This is a genomic window from Rhodoferax sp. RT5P35, assembly GCF_056521385.1.
This window is the reverse complement of sequence record NZ_JBWMAX010000003.1, coordinates 1-15542: the sequence shown is the minus strand read 5'-3', so window position 1 is coordinate 15542 and position 15542 is coordinate 1. Positions and strand designations below refer to the sequence as shown.

Sequence of the window (15542 nt, the reverse complement as noted above, 5' to 3'; positions counted from 1 at the left end):
TTATTTTGGGGAGATGTGCACGAAGATTTCGTTGGACTTGACCATGCCCAGCTCGAAGCGAGCACGTTCTTCGACCATTTCGAGGCCTTCTTTGAGGTCGCGGACCTCGGCGCTCAGTTGGTCGTTGGCCTGCTGTTCTTGCAGGTTGTGGACCCGGAGCGTCTCCAGCTTTTGCTGCAGGCGCGTCACCTCCGAGATGCTGCCGCGCCCAAACCAGAGCTGCCCGTGCAGTATCGCCAGCAGAGCCAGCAAGACAATGGGGACTACGCGAGATGCCATGATTTGGTGCTTTATTAAACCCAAGGGCTTGTACGCCACCGACGGTGTGTTGAACGCCAGTGTCCCCTCCAGAAACACCGTGGAGTCGGCTTTGCCGGGCCACTGGTGTTGCCCCCTGCAAGGGGGGAGGAGGCCACCTGCGTCCTCGGCTTTACAAGCCGATTCCGGGGCAGTGGGCAAGCCTGGGGATGTTAAATATTACTTCAGGTTGTAGAACGCTTTGCGGCCGGGGTAGGTGGCCACGTCGCCCAGGTCTTCTTCGATGCGCAACAGCTGGTTGTACTTGGCCATGCGGTCCGAGCGGCTGAGCGACCCGGTTTTGATCTGGCCCGCATTGGTGCCCACGGCGATATCGGCGATGGTCGAGTCTTCGGTTTCGCCCGAGCGGTGGCTGATCACGGCGGTGTAACCGGCGCGCTTGGCCATCTCGATGGCGGCGAAGGTTTCGGTCAGGGTACCGATCTGGTTGATCTTGATCAGGATCGAATTGGCGATACCCTTGTCGATGCCTTCTTGCAAAATCTTGGTGTTGGTGACGAAAAGGTCATCGCCCACGATTTGCACGGTTTTGCCCAGGCGGTCGGTCAAGATCTTCCAGCCATCCCAGTCGCCTTCGGCCATGCCGTCTTCGATGCTGATGATGGGGTATTTGTCGACCCAGGTGGCCATGATGTCGGTCCACTCCTGGCTGGTCAGCGACCAGCCTTCACCGGCCAGCTCGTACTTGCCGTTCTTGTAGAACTCGGAAGCAGCGCAGTCCAGACCCAGGGCGATTTGCTCGCCGGGTACGTAGCCTGCGTCGGTGATGGCTTGCAGAATCATCTGAATGGCAGCTTCGTGGCTGGGCACATTGGGGGCAAAGCCACCTTCGTCGCCGACCGCAATGCTCATGCCCTTGTCGTGCAGGATTTTCTTCAAGGCGTGGAATACCTCGGCACCGTAGCGCAGCGCTTCACGGAACGATGGCGCACCCACGGGGATGATCATCAGCTCTTGCAGGTCGAGGTTATTGTTGGCGTGCGCGCCGCCGTTGACCACGTTCATCATGGGCACGGGCATTTGCATGCCGCCCATGCCGCCGAAGTAGCGGTACAGGGGCAGGCCGGATTCTTCGGCAGCGGCGCGGGCCACGGCCATCGACACGGCCAGCATGGCGTTGGCACCCAGGCGGGATTTGTTTTCGGTGCCGTCCAGATCAATCAGGGTCTTGTCCAGGAAGGCTTGCTCGGAAGCGTCTAGGCCCAGGATGGCTTCGGAAATTTCGGTGTTGATGTGCTCGACGGCCTTCAGCACGCCCTTGCCCAGGTAGCGCTTTTTGTCGCCATCGCGCAGCTCAATGGCTTCGCGCGAACCGGTGGACGCACCGGACGGCACGGCGGCACGGCCCATGGTGCCGGATTCCAGCAGCACATCGCATTCGACAGTGGGGTTGCCCCGGCTGTCCAGAATTTCGCGGGCGACGATGTCAACAATTGCACTCATTTTTTGTCTTCCTTGGATGGTTAAAAGTTGGGTTGGCGGCAAGCCCGTTGGCAAGCTCGTTAAGCAGCCCCGAATTCTTGCATGGCTTTGGTGTCGCGCACGCGTCAAGGCACTGATTGTTCGCGGGTTGTAACTGTTGCAGATACGTAGTTACGCGGAAAAGCTGTTTTCCAGGTAACCGTTTTTCTTGGTCACGCGGTCCAGGGCCACCAGGGTTTCGAGCAGGGCGCGCATGTGCTTCAGGGGCACGGCGTTGGGACCGTCACTCATGGCTTTGCTGGGGTCGGGGTGGGTTTCCATGAAGACACCGGCCACGCCTACCGCTACTGCTGCACGGGCCAGCACCGGAACCATCTCACGCATGCCGCCGCTGCTGGTGCCGTTGCCGCCGGGCAGTTGCACCGAGTGGGTGGCATCGAACACCACCGGGGCCAGGGTCTCGCGCATGATGGCCAGACTGCGCATGTCGCTGACCAGGTTGTTGTAGCCAAAGCTGGCACCGCGTTCGCAGGCCATGAAGTTGTCGGTTTCCAGGCCCGCCTCTTTGGCAGCAGCGCGGGCCTTGTCGATCACGTTCTTCATGTCGCCTGGAGCCAGGAACTGGCCCTTTTTGATGTTCACCGGTTTGCCGCTTTGTGCCACGGCGCGGATGAAATCGGTCTGGCGGCACAGAAAGGCCGGGGTTTGCAGCACATCGACCACGCTGCAGACCTGGGCAATTTGCGATTCGTCATGGATGTCGGTCAGCACCGGCACACCCAACTCGCGTTTCACCTTGGCCAGAATCTCCAGCCCCTTGTCGATGCCGGGGCCGCGAAAGGTGCTGCCGCTGCTGCGGTTGGCCTTGTCGAAGCTGCTCTTGAAGATGAACGGAATACCTAAAGCGCTGGTGATTTCCTTCAAGGTGCCCGCGGTGTCCATCTGCAACTGCTCGGACTCGATGACGCAGGGGCCTGCAATGAGGAAGAAGGGCTGGTCGAGGCCGATGGTGAAGTTACAGAGTTGCATGGTTTTTATCGTGATTTAGGAGGTGGCTACAGACTGTCAAACACATCCGCCGCCGCTAAGGTGATGCCGTGGATCCCTGTCGCGTGCGGCAAGGCGCTGGCGGCGCTGGCGCGCGTAGGGGCTTGCCATTGCTCGTCGCGCCGAAAGACCTCAATGGTGCGCAATGCAGGACTGATCAGCACATAGGTTTGCAAGCTGGGCATTTGCTGGTAGCGGGCAAATTTGTCGTGCCGGTCAAAGCCTTCGGTTGTGCTGGAAAGCACTTCGACCACCAGGCATGCATCGCCGACTTCCATGGTGTCACCTGGAAGCTTGGGGCCGCAACGCAGAGATACATCGGGGTAAAAGTAGGCCGAATTCTCATGGGGGCGGATGCGCGTGTCTGAGTTCAGAACCTGGCATTCGCTTCCACCCAATTGGCGGTGCAGCGCCAGGGTGACGTTCAACACCACCTGGTTGTGGTCCATGGAAGCACCCGCCATGCCCCGCACTGTCTGGCCTTGCCAGGCGTAAATCACACCGTCCAGGTACTCGTGCTTTTCCTTGGAAAATTCTTCCAGGCGCAGGTAGTCTTCAGGTTCGATATAGGCGAGGCTTTTCTGTGCGAATCCCATGGCGGTGCTCCGGGGTGCTTACTTGGCGGATTTGGTCTTTTGGGCCGCAGGCGTGTGTTCCAACGCCGCCTTCACAAACGCATTGAACAGCGGGTGCCCGTCCCACGGCGTGGACTTGAACTCGGGGTGGAACTGCACGCCGACAAACCAGGGGTGGACGCTTTGTGGCAGTTCCACCATTTCGGTGAGTTGCTCGCGCTGCGTCAGGGCCGAGATCACCAGCCCGGCGTTGCGCAGACGGTCCAGGTAGTGCACATTGGCTTCAAAACGGTGGCGGTGGCGTTCTGTGACCACGTCGCCATAGATGCTGTGCGCCAGGGTGCCGGGGGCCACGTCGGAGCTTTGCGCGCCCAGGCGCATGGTGCCGCCAAGGTCGGAGTTTTCGTCGCGGGTCTTGATGCTCCCGTCGGTGTCTTTCCATTCGGTGATCAGCGCGATCACCGGGTGCGGGGTCAGTGGCTCGAATTCGGTGCTGTTGGCATTTGCCAGGCCCGCCACGTGGCGCGCAAATTCGATGGTGGCCACTTGCATGCCCAGACAGATGCCCAGATAAGGCACCTTGTGCTCGCGGGCAAATTGGGCGGCGCAGATCTTGCCCTCAATGCCGCGTTTGCCAAAGCCGCCGGGTACCAGGATGGCATCGAACGCCGCCAGCGTGCCCACGGTGTCGGGGACGATGGTTTCGGAGTCGATGTAGCTGATCTTCACCCGCACATGGTTCTTCATGCCAGCGTGGCGCAGGGCTTCGTTCAGCGATTTGTAGCTGTCGCTCAGGTCCACGTACTTGCCGACCATGGCGATGTTGACATCGCCGCGCGGGTTGGCGGTTTCATACACCAGGTCGTCCCAGCGCTTCAGGTTGGCGGGCGGGGTGTTCAGGCGCAGCTTGTCGCAGATCAGGCCGTCCAGGCCTTGCTCGTGCAGCATGCGCGGCACTTTGTAGATGGTGTCCACGTCCCACATGGAGATCACGCCCCACTCGGGTACGTTGGAAAACAGCGAAATCTTGGAGCGCTCTTCTTGCGGAATTGGGCGGTCGGCACGGCACAGCAACACGTCGGCCTGGATGCCGATTTCGCGCAGTTGCTTGGCGGTGTGCTGGGTGGGCTTGGTTTTGAGTTCGCCCGCGGCGGCGATCCAGGGCACGTAGCTCAGGTGCACAAAGGCGGTGTTATTCGGGCCCATTTTCAGGCTCATCTGGCGCACGGCTTCCAGGAAGGGAAGCGATTCGATGTCGCCCACGGTACCGCCCACCTCCACCAGCGCCACGTCCACCGCGTCGGGTTCGCCAAAACGGGCACCGCGCTTGATGAATTCCTGGATTTCGTTGGTTACGTGCGGAATCACCTGTACGGTCTTGCCCAGGTAGTCGCCACGGCGCTCTTTGTCGAGCACGCTTTTGTAGATCTGGCCGGTGGTGAAGTTGTTGGACTTGCGCATGCGCGTTTCAACAAAGCGCTCGTAGTGGCCGAGGTCGAGGTCGGTTTCTGCGCCGTCGTCGGTCACAAATACTTCGCCATGCTGCAGCGGCGACATGGTGCCGGGGTCTACGTTGAGGTAGGGGTCCAGCTTGATCAGGGTGACCTTGAGGCCGCGCGATTCGAGGAGTGCTGCAAGAGAGGCTGAGGCGATTCCCTTGCCCAGGGAGGACACGACACCGCCGGTGACGAAGACAAATTTGGTCATCTCAAAGTCGGGACGTAATCCCGAGGAGGTGGAAACGGTGATTATAAGGGTGTGATAAAGGTGTTCATGGGGCTGTTCTGCTCTGCTACATTGCCCGCCATGAACCCCAACATACCCTCCTTGGCAGATGGCGACCTCGCAGGCAAGCACGTCGTGCTGGGCCTGACCGGCGGCATTGCCTGCTACAAATCGGCCGAGCTGTGCCGCTTGCTGGTCAAGGCTGGGGCCACCGTGCAGGTGGTGATGACCGAGGCGGCCACGCAGTTCATCACCCCGGTGACGATGCAGGCACTGAGCAACCGGCCCGTGTACGGCTCGCAGTGGGATGCACGCGAGCCCAACAACATGCCGCACATCAACCTCAGCCGCGAGGCAGATCTGATCTTGATTGCCCCATGCAGCGCCGACTTCATTGCCCGGCTGGTGCAGGGCCGCACCGACGAGCTGCTGAGCCTGCTGTGCCTGGCGCGCCCGATGCAGTCGGTGCCGCTGCTGGTCGCCCCCGCCATGAACCGCGAGATGTGGGTACACCCCGCCACCCAGCGCAACATGGCGCAATTGCAGGCCGACGGCGCGGTGATTCTGGGCGTGGGCACCGGCGCGCAGGCCTGCGGCGAGACGGGAGACGGCCGCATGCTGGAGCCCACCGAGTTGCTGGAGGATGTGGTGGCCTTCTTCCAGCCCAAAACCCTGGCCGGGCAACGGGTGCTGGTGACTGCCGGACCCACTTATGAAGCGATCGACCCGGTGCGTGGCATCACCAACCTGAGCAGCGGCAAGATGGGTTTTGCCATTGCCCGCGCCGCCCGCGAGGCCGGAGCCGAAGTCACGTTGGTGGCCGGGCCGGTGGCGTTGGCCACCCCGCGCGGCGTTTTGCGGGTGAACGTGAAGTCTGCACAAAACATGCTCTCTGCGGTGGTACAACATGCACAAGAAGCTACTATTTTTATAGCAACCGCCGCCGTGGCCGACTGGCGGCCTGCGGTTGCGGCAGACCATAAAATTAAGAAAGACGGAACCGGCGCCACGCCCCAACTGCAGTTTGTCGAGAACACCGACATCCTGGCCACGGTGGCCCAATCGGCCCGCGCACTCAGCGGTGCCTTGTTTTGCGTAGGTTTCGCCGCCGAAAGCCAGGACCTGCTGGCCAATGCCCAGGCCAAGCGGGCCCGCAAAGGCGTGCCGCTGCTGGTGGGTAACATTGGCCCCGCCACTTTTGGCCAAGACCACAACGCGCTGCTGCTGGTCGATGCGCACCGGGCCATCGAACTGCCGCACGCCTCCAAACTGACCCTCGCGCGCCAACTGGTCGCCGAGATCGCCCACCGTATTTCCTAGTTTTGCCCCCATGATCATCGACATCAAAATCATCGACTCCCGCATGGCGGATCAACTGCCCGCCTACGCCACCCCCGGCAGCGCCGGCCTGGACCTGCGCGCCTGCCTAGACGAGCCCCTGGTGCTGGCCGCCAACGCCTGGCAACTGGTGCCCACCGGCATCGCCATCCACCTGGCCGACCCCGGCTTCGCCGCCATGATCCTGCCGCGCTCCGGCCTGGGCCACAAGCACGGCATCGTGTTGGGCAACCTGGTGGGGCTGATCGACAGCGACTACCAGGGCCAGCTGATGGTCAGCGCCTGGAACCGCAGCAGCGTGGCCTTCACCATCGAACCCATGGAGCGTCTGGCCCAACTGGTCATCGTGCCGGTGGTGCAGGCGCAATTCAACGTAGTCACCGAATTCCCCGCCTCTGTGCGCGGCGAAGGCGGGTACGGGTCTACCGGCAAGGTTTAAGGGTTTGCTACTGTTTATGTAGCTGCCTGCGCAGGTGATATATGCGCTAGGGCCACTTTTTATATGAAAATAGGATTAGGCTGCCTGCAAGGCCCACTCCGCCGCGCTAATGGCGTGGATGGCCGTGGTGTCAAATAGCGGCACGCTGCAGTCCGTTGCGTCTACCAATAGCGAAATCTCTGTACAGCCCAGGATGATGGCTTGTGCGCCCTGGGCCACCAACCCGGCCAGGATGTCCCGGTAGGCATCGCGGGAGGCGGGCAGGGTCTGGCCCAGGCACAACTCTTCGTAAATGGTGCGGTGCACGGTGTCGCGGTCTTGCGCATTGGGCACCAGCACCTTGAGGCCGTGGCGGGTTTGCAGCCGGGCGCGGTAGAAATCCTGCTCCATGGTGAAGCGCGTGCCCAGCAGGCCGATGGTGGTGAATCCCGCCCGTTGGATGGCCCTGGCGGTGGGGTCGGCGATGTGCAGCAGCGGAATGCTGACGGCGGACTCGATAGCGGCGGCCACCTTGTGCATGGTGTTGGTGCATAGCACCACGCAGTCGGCCCCGGCCCGGGCCAGGGCGCGGGCGGCATCGGCCAATAGGGCCCCAGCAGCATCCCAGTCGCCGGCGTGCTGCAGGCGCTCAATCTCAAAGAAGTCGACGCTGACGAGAATGACCTTGGCCGAGTGCAGGCCGCCCAGCTGTTGTTTGACGGTTTCGTTGATCTGGCGGTAGTAGGGGATGGTCGATTCCCAGCTCATGCCGCCGATGAGGCCGATGGTTTTCATGGATTCCCTGTCATTTAGTTTGCTGGCGCATAGTTGGCTTACGCAAGATGCTACCAAATGCATAGCGCTAGGCTTGCCTGGCTCAGTTGCCCGCAAATGCCACCGGAATCGCCAAGGTCCGGAGGCCCGGTTCCAGCGTAAATGCCTGCCCCGCGGCGATGCTGCCGGGCTGCACCACCGCCAGATAAAACCCGCAGGTGCCGCTGCGCACCATGTCGCGCGCGGCACCTGGGTAGCCCATCACCGCGTTGAATTTGAAGCAGGGTTGGCGTGGCTCGGTGACGCGCAGGCTGCAGTCGGGGAAATGCAGGGTATCGCCCACCCACACTTGTGGCTCCAACAAGCACTGCAGCGTCAGGTTTTCGCCCACAAAGCCGGGCGGCAGGTCTTCGTCAAACAGGCTCACGCCCTGGGCCTGCCGCTGCGCTTGCCAGAAGGTGTAATGCTCGGCGGGGTAGGCGTAGACGGCCTTGTCCAGCCCGCCGTGCACCCGCAGGTCAGCCTGTTCGTCTCCCGCCAGCCCCAGGGGGCCCACGGCGACCGGCCCGGCCACAGCATGCTTGCCAATCCCCGACAGCACGCGCCGCCCACCGGCCAGGAGCGGGCGGGCGGTGCCGGTGTTGACGCTGGTTAGTTGCACAGATCAGCAGCGCTCAAAAATCGCCGCAATGCCTTGGCCGCCGCCAATGCACATCGTCACCAGCGCGTAGCGGCCCTGGATGCGTTGCAGCTCGTACAGGGCTTTGACGGTGATCAGCGCGCCGGTGGCACCGATGGGGTGGCCCAGCGAGATGCCCGAGCCGTTGGGGTTCACCTTGGCCGGGTCCAGGCCCAGGTCGCGGCTCACGGCGCAGGCCTGGGCGGCAAAGGCCTCGTTGGCCTCGATCACGTCCAGGTCTTGCACCGACAGCCCGGCTTTTTGCAGCGCCAGGCGGGTGGCAGGCACCGGGCCGATGCCCATGTACTGCGGGTCCACTCCGGCGTGTGCGTAGGCCACCAGGCGGGCCAGCGGCTGCAGGCCACGGGCTTTGGCGGTGCCCGCGTCCATCAGCACCACGGCGGCGGCGGCATCGTTGATGCCCGAGGCGTTGCCGGCGGTGACAGTGCCGTTTTCCTTGGCGAAGGCGGGCTTGAGCTTGGCCATGTCGGCCATCGTCACACCGGTGCGGAAGTGCTCGTCGCTGGCAAATTGGGTGTCGCCCTTTTTGCTTTTCAGCACCACCGGCGTGATCTGGCTGGTGAAGTGACCGGCGGCGGTGGCGCGTTCGGCGCGGTGGTGGCTTTCCACCGCCAGTGCGTCCTGGTCTTCGCGGCTGATGCCCCATTTCTTGGCGATGTTTTCGGCCGTTACCCCCATGTGGATGTTGTGGAAGGGGTCGTGCAATGCGCCGATCATCATGTCGGTCAGCTTGGCGTCGCCCATGCGCTGGCCCCAGCGGGCGCTGAGGGCCGCGTAGGGCGCGCGGGTCATGTTCTCAGCCCCACCGCCAATGGCGATGTCGGCATCGCCCAGCAAAATGCTTTGGGCCGCGTTGACGATGGCCTGCAGGCCCGAGCCGCACAGGCGGTTCACGTTGTAGGCGGGCGTGCCCTCGCCACAGCCGCCCAGCACAGCGGCCGCACGCGACAAATACATGTCGCGTGGCTCGGTGTTCACCACATGGCCAAACACCACATGGCCTACGTCGGCCCCCTCGGTCTGGGCGCGCAGCAGCGACTCGCGCACCACCTGGGCCGCCAGGTCGATGGGCGGTATGTCCTTCAGGCTCCCGCCAAAGGTTCCGATCGCGGTACGTACGGCGCTAACAATAACAACTTCGCGGGCCATGGAGATTCCTTGAGATAAGTGAAAGGGAAGGTGAAGGGGGGGTGGAGGGGTGGTAGGTGGGGCTGCAAGCGTCAGTTTCCAGCCAGTTCTGCATTCATAATTATGAATGCAAATTCAAACAAACCGGAGACAAATATGCAGGCCTATGCAGACTTTTACCAACGCTCCCTTACCGAGCGCGACGCGTTTTGGGGCGAGCAGGCCAAGCTGATCGACTGGCAAACTCCGCCCCAGCAGGTGTGCGACTACAGCCACCCGCCGTTTGCGAAATGGTTTGTCGGCGGCACCACCAACCTGTGCCACAACGCGGTGGACCGACACCTCATAGACCGGGCCGACCAGCGGGCGCTGATTTTTGTCTCCACTGAAACAGGCGAAGAAACGGTTTATAGCTTTCGCCAGTTACACGCCGAAGTGCAACGCATGGCCGCTGTGCTGCTGGGCCTGGGCGTGGCAAAGGGCGACCGGGTGCTGGTCTACATGCCCATGGTGGCCGAGGCCGCGTTTGCCATGCTGGCCTGCGCCCGGATCGGGGCCATCCATTCTGTGGTGTTTGGCGGCTTTGCCTCGGGCGCGCTGGCCTCGCGCATCGACGATGCCGAGCCGGTGGTGGTCATCAGCGCCGATGCCGGTTCGCGCGGCGGCAAAGCCGTGGCCTACAAGCCGCTGCTGGACGAAGCCATCCGCTTGTCAGCCCACAAACCCGCGCCGTGCTGCTGGTAGACCGGGGACTGGTGGCTATGGAGTTGGTAGCGGGTCGCGACCATCTGTGGGACACAGAGCGGCTCAAACACTTGGAAACCCTAGTCCCTTGCGCCTGGGTCGATGCCACGCACACCAGCTACACCCTGTACACCAGTGGCACCACCGGCAAGCCCAAGGGCGTGCAGCGCGACACCGGCGGCTACGCGGTGGCACTGGCCGCCAGCCTGCCGCACATCTACGGCGGCAAACCCGGCGAAACCTTTTTTTGCACCAGCGACATCGGCTGGGTGGTGGGCCACAGCTACATCATCTATGGCCCGCTGATCGGCGGCATGGCCACCATTTTGTACGAGGGCCTGCCGACCCGGCCCGACGGCGGCATCTGGTGGAGCCTGGTGGAGAAGTACCAGGTGACGGTGATGTTCAGCGCGCCCACCGCCGTGCGGGTGCTCAAGAAGCAAGACCCGGCGCTGATGGCGAAGTACGACCTGTCCAGCCTGCGCGCCTTGTTTCTGGCCGGGGAGCCGCTGGACGAACCCACCGCCACCTGGATCCACCAGGCCCTGGGCAAGCCCGTCATCGACAACTACTGGCAAACCGAAACCGGCTGGCCTATCCTGGCGCTGTGCAATGGCGTGGAGTCGTCCCCCACCAAGTTCGGCTCGCCCGGCAAGGCGGTGTACGGCTACAACGTCAAGCTGCTGGACGATGCCACCGGCGAGGAACTCACCGGCCCGAACCAGAAGGGCGTGGTCGCAATCGAAGGCCCGTTGCCCCCCGGTTGCCTGCAAACCGTGTGGCGCGACGATGCCCGCTTTGTGCAAACCTACTGGTCCAGCGTGCCCGGCAAAATGCTCTACAGCACCTTCGACTGGGGCGTGCGCGATGCGGACGGCTACTTCTTCATCCTGGGCCGCACCGACGATGTGATCAACGTGGCCGGTCACCGCCTGGGCACCCGCGAGATCGAGGAAAGCATTGCCGCCCACCCCAACATCTCCGAGGTGGCCGTGGTCGGTGTGGCCGACGCGCTCAAGGGCCAGGTGGCGATGGCGTTTGCGGTGCTTAAAGACCCCAGCGTTTTGGGAAGCGAAGCCGCCCGCGCCCAGCTCGAAGCCGAGGTGATGCGCATGGTCGATAAAGACCTGGGGGCCGTGGCCCGGCCCGCCCGCGTCACGTTTGTGAACCTGTTGCCTAAAACCCGCAGTGGCAAACTGCTGCGCCGCGCCGTGCAAGCCGTGTGCGAGGGCCGCGACCCTGGCGATCTGACGACCATGGACGACCCGGCGGCGCTGCAACAGATCAAGGAGCTGGTTGCGGGCCAATAGGGGCTGGAATATACTGGATATTTATCCAGTTAACTATTCTATGGTATTCCATAAAATGCTATTGAAAAAATAGCGTTTAGTGCAGGTGGAATATGCGCCAGAGGCCCATTTTGTTTAAATTCCCCCTTTTGTTCAGGTGGCAGGCGTGACAGACGCTGTGGTCCCCATCACCGCCATCAAAGGCCGGGGCACGGCCACGTACCTGGCGCACCGCTTCAGCAGCGAGGATCGGGCCGCGTTCGACGACGGCTGGGGCACGCTGGAAGGTGCCGAGCCGCGCCTGCCCCTGGCCACACAGGTGATTTTTGAAGACGCGCACAGCGCCATCACCCGCAACGATTCGCCCGACATCTACTTCGACTACGGCCTGAACCCGTACCGGGGCTGCGAGCACGGCTGCATTTATTGCTACGCCCGGCCCACGCACAGCTACCTGAACATGTCGCCAGGGCTGGACTTTGAAACCAAGATCATCGCCAAGCGCAACCTGGCCGAGGTGCTGGCCCGCGAACTGGCCGCCCCCCGCTATGTGCCGCAGATGCTGGCCCTGGGCACGGTGACCGACGGCTACCAACCCATCGAGCGTGAGTTGCGCCTGACCCGCAGCGCGATTGCCGTGGCGCACCGCTGCCACCACCCGCTGGCGCTGGTGACCAAGGGCAGCGGGGTGGAGCGTGATTTAGACCTGCTGGCCCCCATGGCGGAGCGGAATCTGGCGGCGGTGTATGTGACCATCACCACGCTGGATGCCACCCTGGCCCGCACGCTGGAGCCGCGCGCTGCCGCACCGTACCGCCGCCTGCGCAGTATCCGCGCTCTGGCCGACGCAGGCGTGCCGGTGGGCGTGAGCGTGGGGCCGCAGATTCCGTTCATCAACGACGACATGGAACAGGTGCTGGCCGCCGCCTATGCAGCCGGTGCCCGCACCGCCTTCTACACCGTGCTGCGCCTGCCCTGGGAGGTGGCCCCGCTGTTTCGCCAGTGGCTGGAGCTGCACTACCCGCAGCGCGCCGACCGGGTGATGGCCCGCATCCAGGACATGCGCGGTGGCAAAGACTACAACGCCGACTTCGCCACCCGCATGAAAGGCAGCGGGCTGTGGGCCGACCTGCTGCGCCAGCGCTTCCACACAAGCTGCGCCAAGCTGGGGCTGAACCGCGAGCGGGTGGCGCTGGATGTGGGGCAGTTCCGCCCGGGGCTGCTGTCGGGGCAGGAGAGCTTGTTTTAGGGTGGCAGCTTGATTTCTACGTAAAAATAGCTGCTAGCGCATAGTGTGTATGCGTGAGCAGCTCTTTTTTATATAGCGAAATGCCTGGGGTTATGGGGCGCCCGTGCAGACCTTGAAAATATCCAGCGCGGGTTGGTAGACGCTGGTTTTCACCCCCAGCAGGCCCAGCACTGAGTGAAAGTAGTTGTCGTGGCTGATGCGCAGGTCTTGCTGCTTTTGCAGACAGGTGGTGGCCACATGGCTGCGCTGTTCGAAGGCGGGCGACAGCCAGGTGATCCATGGCACGCGCTTTTGCACATCGGGGGCTATGTCGTAGGGCAAGCCATGCAGGTAGATGTTGTTTTCACCCAGCGATTCACCGTGGTCGGCCACGTAGACCATGGCTGGGGTGTTGGTGGCTTCCTTGTTTTTCAGCCACTGGATGGCGCTGGCCAACACATGGTCGGTATAGACGATGGTGTTGTCGTAGGCGTTCACCAGCAGGGCCTGGCTGCAGTCTTGCAGGTTGTTGCTGGTGCATTCGGGCATGAACTTCTTGAAGGCGGCCGGGGTGCGCTTGTAATAAGCCGGGCCGTGGCCACCCATCTGGTGCAGCAGCACGACTACGCCCTTGGCACGGCGCTCCGTGGGCAATTCCGCAATACGGGCATCCATCTGGCTCAGCATGATTTCGTCAAAGCATTCGCCGTCGGTGCAGAGGTCTTTGTTTTTGAGCTGGGCGGTGCTGGTGTTGGGTACGCGGTCGCACACGCCTTTGCAACCGGCCTGGTTGTCGATCCACACCACGCCCAGACCGCTGCGTTGGAGCACGTCCAGCAGGCCCTCGTAGTTGGCGGTGCGGCCTTCATAGGCCTGCTTGCCCAGGTGCGAGAACATGCAGGGCACGGAAGCCGCGGTGTTGGTGCCACAGGACCAGGCGTTGCGGTAGCTGGCAATGTGCTCTTTGGCTAGCTCCGGGGTGGTGGGGCGGGGGTAACCGTTCAGGGCAAACTGGCCTGCACGGCCGGTTTCACCCACCACCAGCAATAGCAGGGGCGGCTTGCCGGGTGCTGCAGTTAACTGCGCATCCAGGCCAATCGGCAAAATCGTGCGCTCGTCGCGCTTGAAGGGTTTGGCGGCAATGTAGGCCAGCGCATAAAACGAGTTCAGCGGGTTGATCAGGTAGCGCTGCTCGGTGTGGTTGCGCATCAACGACGAAAAGTCCTGGTAAATCAGCAGCAGGCTGCCCACCAGCACCCCCAGGGCCAGCACGGCGGTCAGCAAGTTGCCGCCGATCTGGCGCAGGGCCGAGCGGCGCGGCGTGCGCTGCCGCCACAGCCAAATGCAGGGCAGTACGGCCATGGCAAGCACCGTGACCAGCATTTGTGTGTTGACCAGATCCCGGGTTTCGCGCATGTCGGTTTCCAGCGCGTTGACAAGCATGGTGGTGTCGATCACCACCCCATACGACAGCATGAAATGCGCCCCAAACGCGGCTGCAAACAGCGACAGCGTGATGGCGGGTTTGAGGGTCAGGCGCCAGTTCAGCAGACTGAACAGCAGCACCATGGCCGCCGCAATCGTGATGGAAAAGCCTATGCCTACCGCCAGGCCGCGCAGGTTCTGCAGCTCGGGCATGCGGCTCCATTCGCGCCACAAGGGGATGTTGCAAACCGTGGCAATCCACAGGCTATAAATCAGCACCAGCCAGTTGGGGTGGCGGGTGCGACCCGTGCGGGCGCTGTCATACAAGGGCATCAGATCATCAGTTGAGTAGAGTCAGGGCGCGACTGTAATGGCTGGCTGTAAAGCCACGCTTTATGCTGCGTTTGCGTCCGGGGCCTCGGGTTCGCCACTGGGGTGCAGCGCAAGCCCAAGAGCGCTTGCATGGTGTGCCATGTGGTCGGCCATGAAGCTGCTGATGAAATAGTAGCCGTGGTCGTAGCCGGTATGGCGGCGCAGCCGCAGAGGTTGGCCTACGGCCTGGCAGGCGGCTTCAAAAATATGCGGGTGGAGCTGCGGGGCCAAAAACTTGTCGGCCAGGCCCTGGTCGATCAAGATGCCCTGGGGGTAGGGTGCAACGGTTTGGGCAGCCATCAAAAATACGGCATCGTGCGCGGGCCAGGACGCGTTGTCGGCCCCCAGGTAGCCGGTAAATGCCTTTTGCCCCCAGGCGCACTGTGTAGGCGCGCAGATCGGCGCAAAGGCCGACACAGACTTGAACAGGCCGGGGTATTTCAGTGCCAGTGTCAGCGCGCCGTGCCCGCCCATCGAATGGCCGAAGATGCCGATGCGTTCGGGGTCTATATCCAGCGCCTCCACCAGCAGAGGCAGCAGCTCCTTGACGAGGTAGCTTTCCATGCGGTAGTGGGTAGACCACGGTGCCTCGGTGGCATCGATGTAGAAGCTGGCAGCCAGGCCAAAGTCCCAGCTATCGGTCTCGCCCGGCACATGGGCTCCGCGCGGCCCGGTGTCGGGTGCGATCAAGGCAAGGCCCAACTGCGCGGCGTACTGCTGCGCCCCGGCCTTGGTCGTGAAGGTCTCTTCGTTGCAGGTCAGACCGGCCAGGTAGAGCAGGGCTGGCACCGGGCCAGAGGTGTTCGGCGGCATGTACACCGCGAAGCGCATGGGCAGACCGATCTCGGTCGAGTCGTGTTGGTAAAAGGTTTGGATGCCGTCAAAGCAGGCGTGCTCTGAGAGGGTAGTGAGCTTGGCCATCAGAACAGCACCACGCCGCGGATAGATTCACCACGCTTCATCAACTCAAACCCCTTGTTGATATCTTCCAGCGGCATGGTGTGGGTGATCAGCGGGTCGATGCTGATCTTGCCCTCCA

At 62.7% G+C, this 15542-nt stretch carries 13 protein-coding genes and 2 pseudogenes; 4 read left to right on the top strand and 11 right to left on the bottom strand.

What is annotated here, in order from left to right; all coding sequences use genetic code 11:
* The 5 genes from AC097L_RS04450 to AC097L_RS04430 all read right to left on the bottom strand — a co-directional run bounded on the left by AC097L_RS04450 (window position 1) and on the right by AC097L_RS04430 (window position 5069).
* Window positions 1–279, bottom strand: a complete 279-nt coding sequence (locus tag AC097L_RS04450; protein WP_479584966.1) for a septum formation initiator family protein — start codon at window positions 277–279, stop codon at window positions 1–3.
* Window positions 280–477: 198 nt separating this feature from the next.
* A complete protein-coding gene (eno, locus tag AC097L_RS04445) occupies window positions 478–1761 on the bottom strand; it encodes a phosphopyruvate hydratase (protein ID WP_295951542.1) in 1284 nt (427 codons plus the stop codon).
* A gap of 150 nt (window positions 1762–1911) precedes the next feature.
* Window positions 1912–2769 carry a 3-deoxy-8-phosphooctulonate synthase gene (gene kdsA / locus AC097L_RS04440; protein ID WP_479584965.1) on the bottom strand — a complete coding sequence of 286 codons (858 nt, stop codon included), beginning with the start codon at window positions 2767–2769 and terminating at the stop codon, window positions 1912–1914.
* Between the two features lie 26 nt (window positions 2770–2795).
* The gene (locus tag AC097L_RS04435) at window positions 2796–3383 is read right to left on the bottom strand and encodes a Uma2 family endonuclease (RefSeq protein ID WP_479584964.1); all 588 of its coding nucleotides are present in this window, start codon (window positions 3381–3383) and stop codon (window positions 2796–2798) included.
* Between the two features lie 18 nt (window positions 3384–3401).
* Window positions 3402–5069, bottom strand: a complete 1668-nt coding sequence (locus tag AC097L_RS04430) for a CTP synthase (protein ID WP_479584963.1) — start codon at window positions 5067–5069, stop codon at window positions 3402–3404.
* Between the two features lie 99 nt (window positions 5070–5168).
* Here AC097L_RS04430 and coaBC point away from each other — a divergent pair, with 99 nt between their 5' ends.
* Both coaBC and dut read left to right on the top strand, forming a co-directional pair.
* Window positions 5169–6407, top strand: coding sequence for a bifunctional phosphopantothenoylcysteine decarboxylase/phosphopantothenate--cysteine ligase CoaBC (coaBC, locus tag AC097L_RS04425; RefSeq protein WP_479584962.1), 1239 nt, complete (start codon window positions 5169–5171; stop codon window positions 6405–6407).
* Between the two features lie 10 nt (window positions 6408–6417).
* A complete protein-coding gene (gene dut / locus AC097L_RS04420) occupies window positions 6418–6864 on the top strand; it encodes a dUTP diphosphatase (RefSeq protein ID WP_479584961.1) in 447 nt (148 codons plus the stop codon).
* 75 nt (window positions 6865–6939) lie between these two features.
* Here dut and AC097L_RS04415 read toward each other — a convergent pair whose 3' ends face one another.
* The 3 genes from AC097L_RS04415 to bktB all read right to left on the bottom strand — a co-directional run bounded on the left by AC097L_RS04415 (window position 6940) and on the right by bktB (window position 9466).
* Entirely contained in the window at window positions 6940–7638 is a 699-nt protein-coding gene (locus AC097L_RS04415; protein WP_479584960.1) for an aspartate/glutamate racemase family protein, read from the bottom strand.
* An 82-nt stretch (window positions 7639–7720) separates the two neighbouring features.
* Window positions 7721–8278 (bottom strand): MOSC domain-containing protein, encoded by a 558-nt coding sequence (locus AC097L_RS04410; protein WP_479584959.1) that lies wholly within the window; start codon window positions 8276–8278, stop codon window positions 7721–7723.
* Window positions 8279–8281: 3 nt separating this feature from the next.
* A complete protein-coding gene (bktB, locus tag AC097L_RS04405; protein ID WP_479584958.1) occupies window positions 8282–9466 on the bottom strand; it encodes a beta-ketothiolase BktB in 1185 nt (394 codons plus the stop codon).
* Between the two features lie 135 nt (window positions 9467–9601).
* Between bktB and AC097L_RS04400 the strand changes: the two are divergent.
* Together AC097L_RS04400 and AC097L_RS04395 are read left to right on the top strand one after the other, a co-directional pair.
* Window positions 9602–11499: pseudogene (locus AC097L_RS04400) on the top strand (propionate--CoA ligase).
* Window positions 11500–11644: 145 nt separating this feature from the next.
* A complete protein-coding gene (locus tag AC097L_RS04395) occupies window positions 11645–12727 on the top strand; it encodes a PA0069 family radical SAM protein (protein WP_479584957.1) in 1083 nt (360 codons plus the stop codon).
* Between the two features lie 90 nt (window positions 12728–12817).
* Here the strand turns inward: AC097L_RS04395 and AC097L_RS04390 are convergent, their stop codons facing one another.
* The 3 genes and pseudogenes from AC097L_RS04390 to AC097L_RS04380 all read right to left on the bottom strand — a co-directional run.
* Complete coding sequence (locus tag AC097L_RS04390; RefSeq protein WP_479584956.1) at window positions 12818–14464, bottom strand: phosphoethanolamine transferase; 1647 nt, start codon at window positions 14462–14464, stop codon at window positions 12818–12820.
* A gap of 60 nt (window positions 14465–14524) precedes the next feature.
* Window positions 14525–15424, bottom strand: coding sequence for an S-formylglutathione hydrolase (fghA, locus tag AC097L_RS04385; RefSeq protein WP_479584955.1), 900 nt, complete (start codon window positions 15422–15424; stop codon window positions 14525–14527).
* Window positions 15424–15542, bottom strand: a pseudogene (locus tag AC097L_RS04380) (S-(hydroxymethyl)glutathione dehydrogenase); the annotation flags it as partial. The gene fghA and the pseudogene AC097L_RS04380, both read right to left, overlap by 1 nt.

Bases quoted from the DNA above. Each gene is read 5' to 3' on its own strand.
- AC097L_RS04450 (WP_479584966.1), bottom strand. From the start codon at position 279: ATGGCATCTCGCGTAGTCCCCATTGTCTTGCTGGCTCTGCTGGCGATA.
- coaBC (WP_479584962.1), top strand. From the start codon at position 5,169: ATGAACCCCAACATACCCTCCTTGGCAGATGGCGACCTCGCAGGCAAG.
- AC097L_RS04430 (WP_479584963.1), bottom strand. From the start codon at position 5,069: ATGACCAAATTTGTCTTCGTCACCGGCGGTGTCGTGTCCTCCCTGGGC.
- dut (WP_479584961.1), top strand. From the start codon at position 6,418: ATGATCATCGACATCAAAATCATCGACTCCCGCATGGCGGATCAACTG.
- AC097L_RS04435 (WP_479584964.1), bottom strand. From the start codon at position 3,383: ATGGGATTCGCACAGAAAAGCCTCGCCTATATCGAACCTGAAGACTAC.
- AC097L_RS04390 (WP_479584956.1), bottom strand. From the start codon at position 14,464: ATGCCCTTGTATGACAGCGCCCGCACGGGTCGCACCCGCCACCCCAAC.
- AC097L_RS04415 (WP_479584960.1), bottom strand. From the start codon at position 7,638: ATGAAAACCATCGGCCTCATCGGCGGCATGAGCTGGGAATCGACCATC.
- kdsA (WP_479584965.1), bottom strand. From the start codon at position 2,769: ATGCAACTCTGTAACTTCACCATCGGCCTCGACCAGCCCTTCTTCCTC.
- fghA (WP_479584955.1), bottom strand. From the start codon at position 15,424: ATGGCCAAGCTCACTACCCTCTCAGAGCACGCCTGCTTTGACGGCATC.
- bktB (WP_479584958.1), bottom strand. From the start codon at position 9,466: ATGGCCCGCGAAGTTGTTATTGTTAGCGCCGTACGTACCGCGATCGGA.
- eno (WP_295951542.1), bottom strand. From the start codon at position 1,761: ATGAGTGCAATTGTTGACATCGTCGCCCGCGAAATTCTGGACAGCCGG.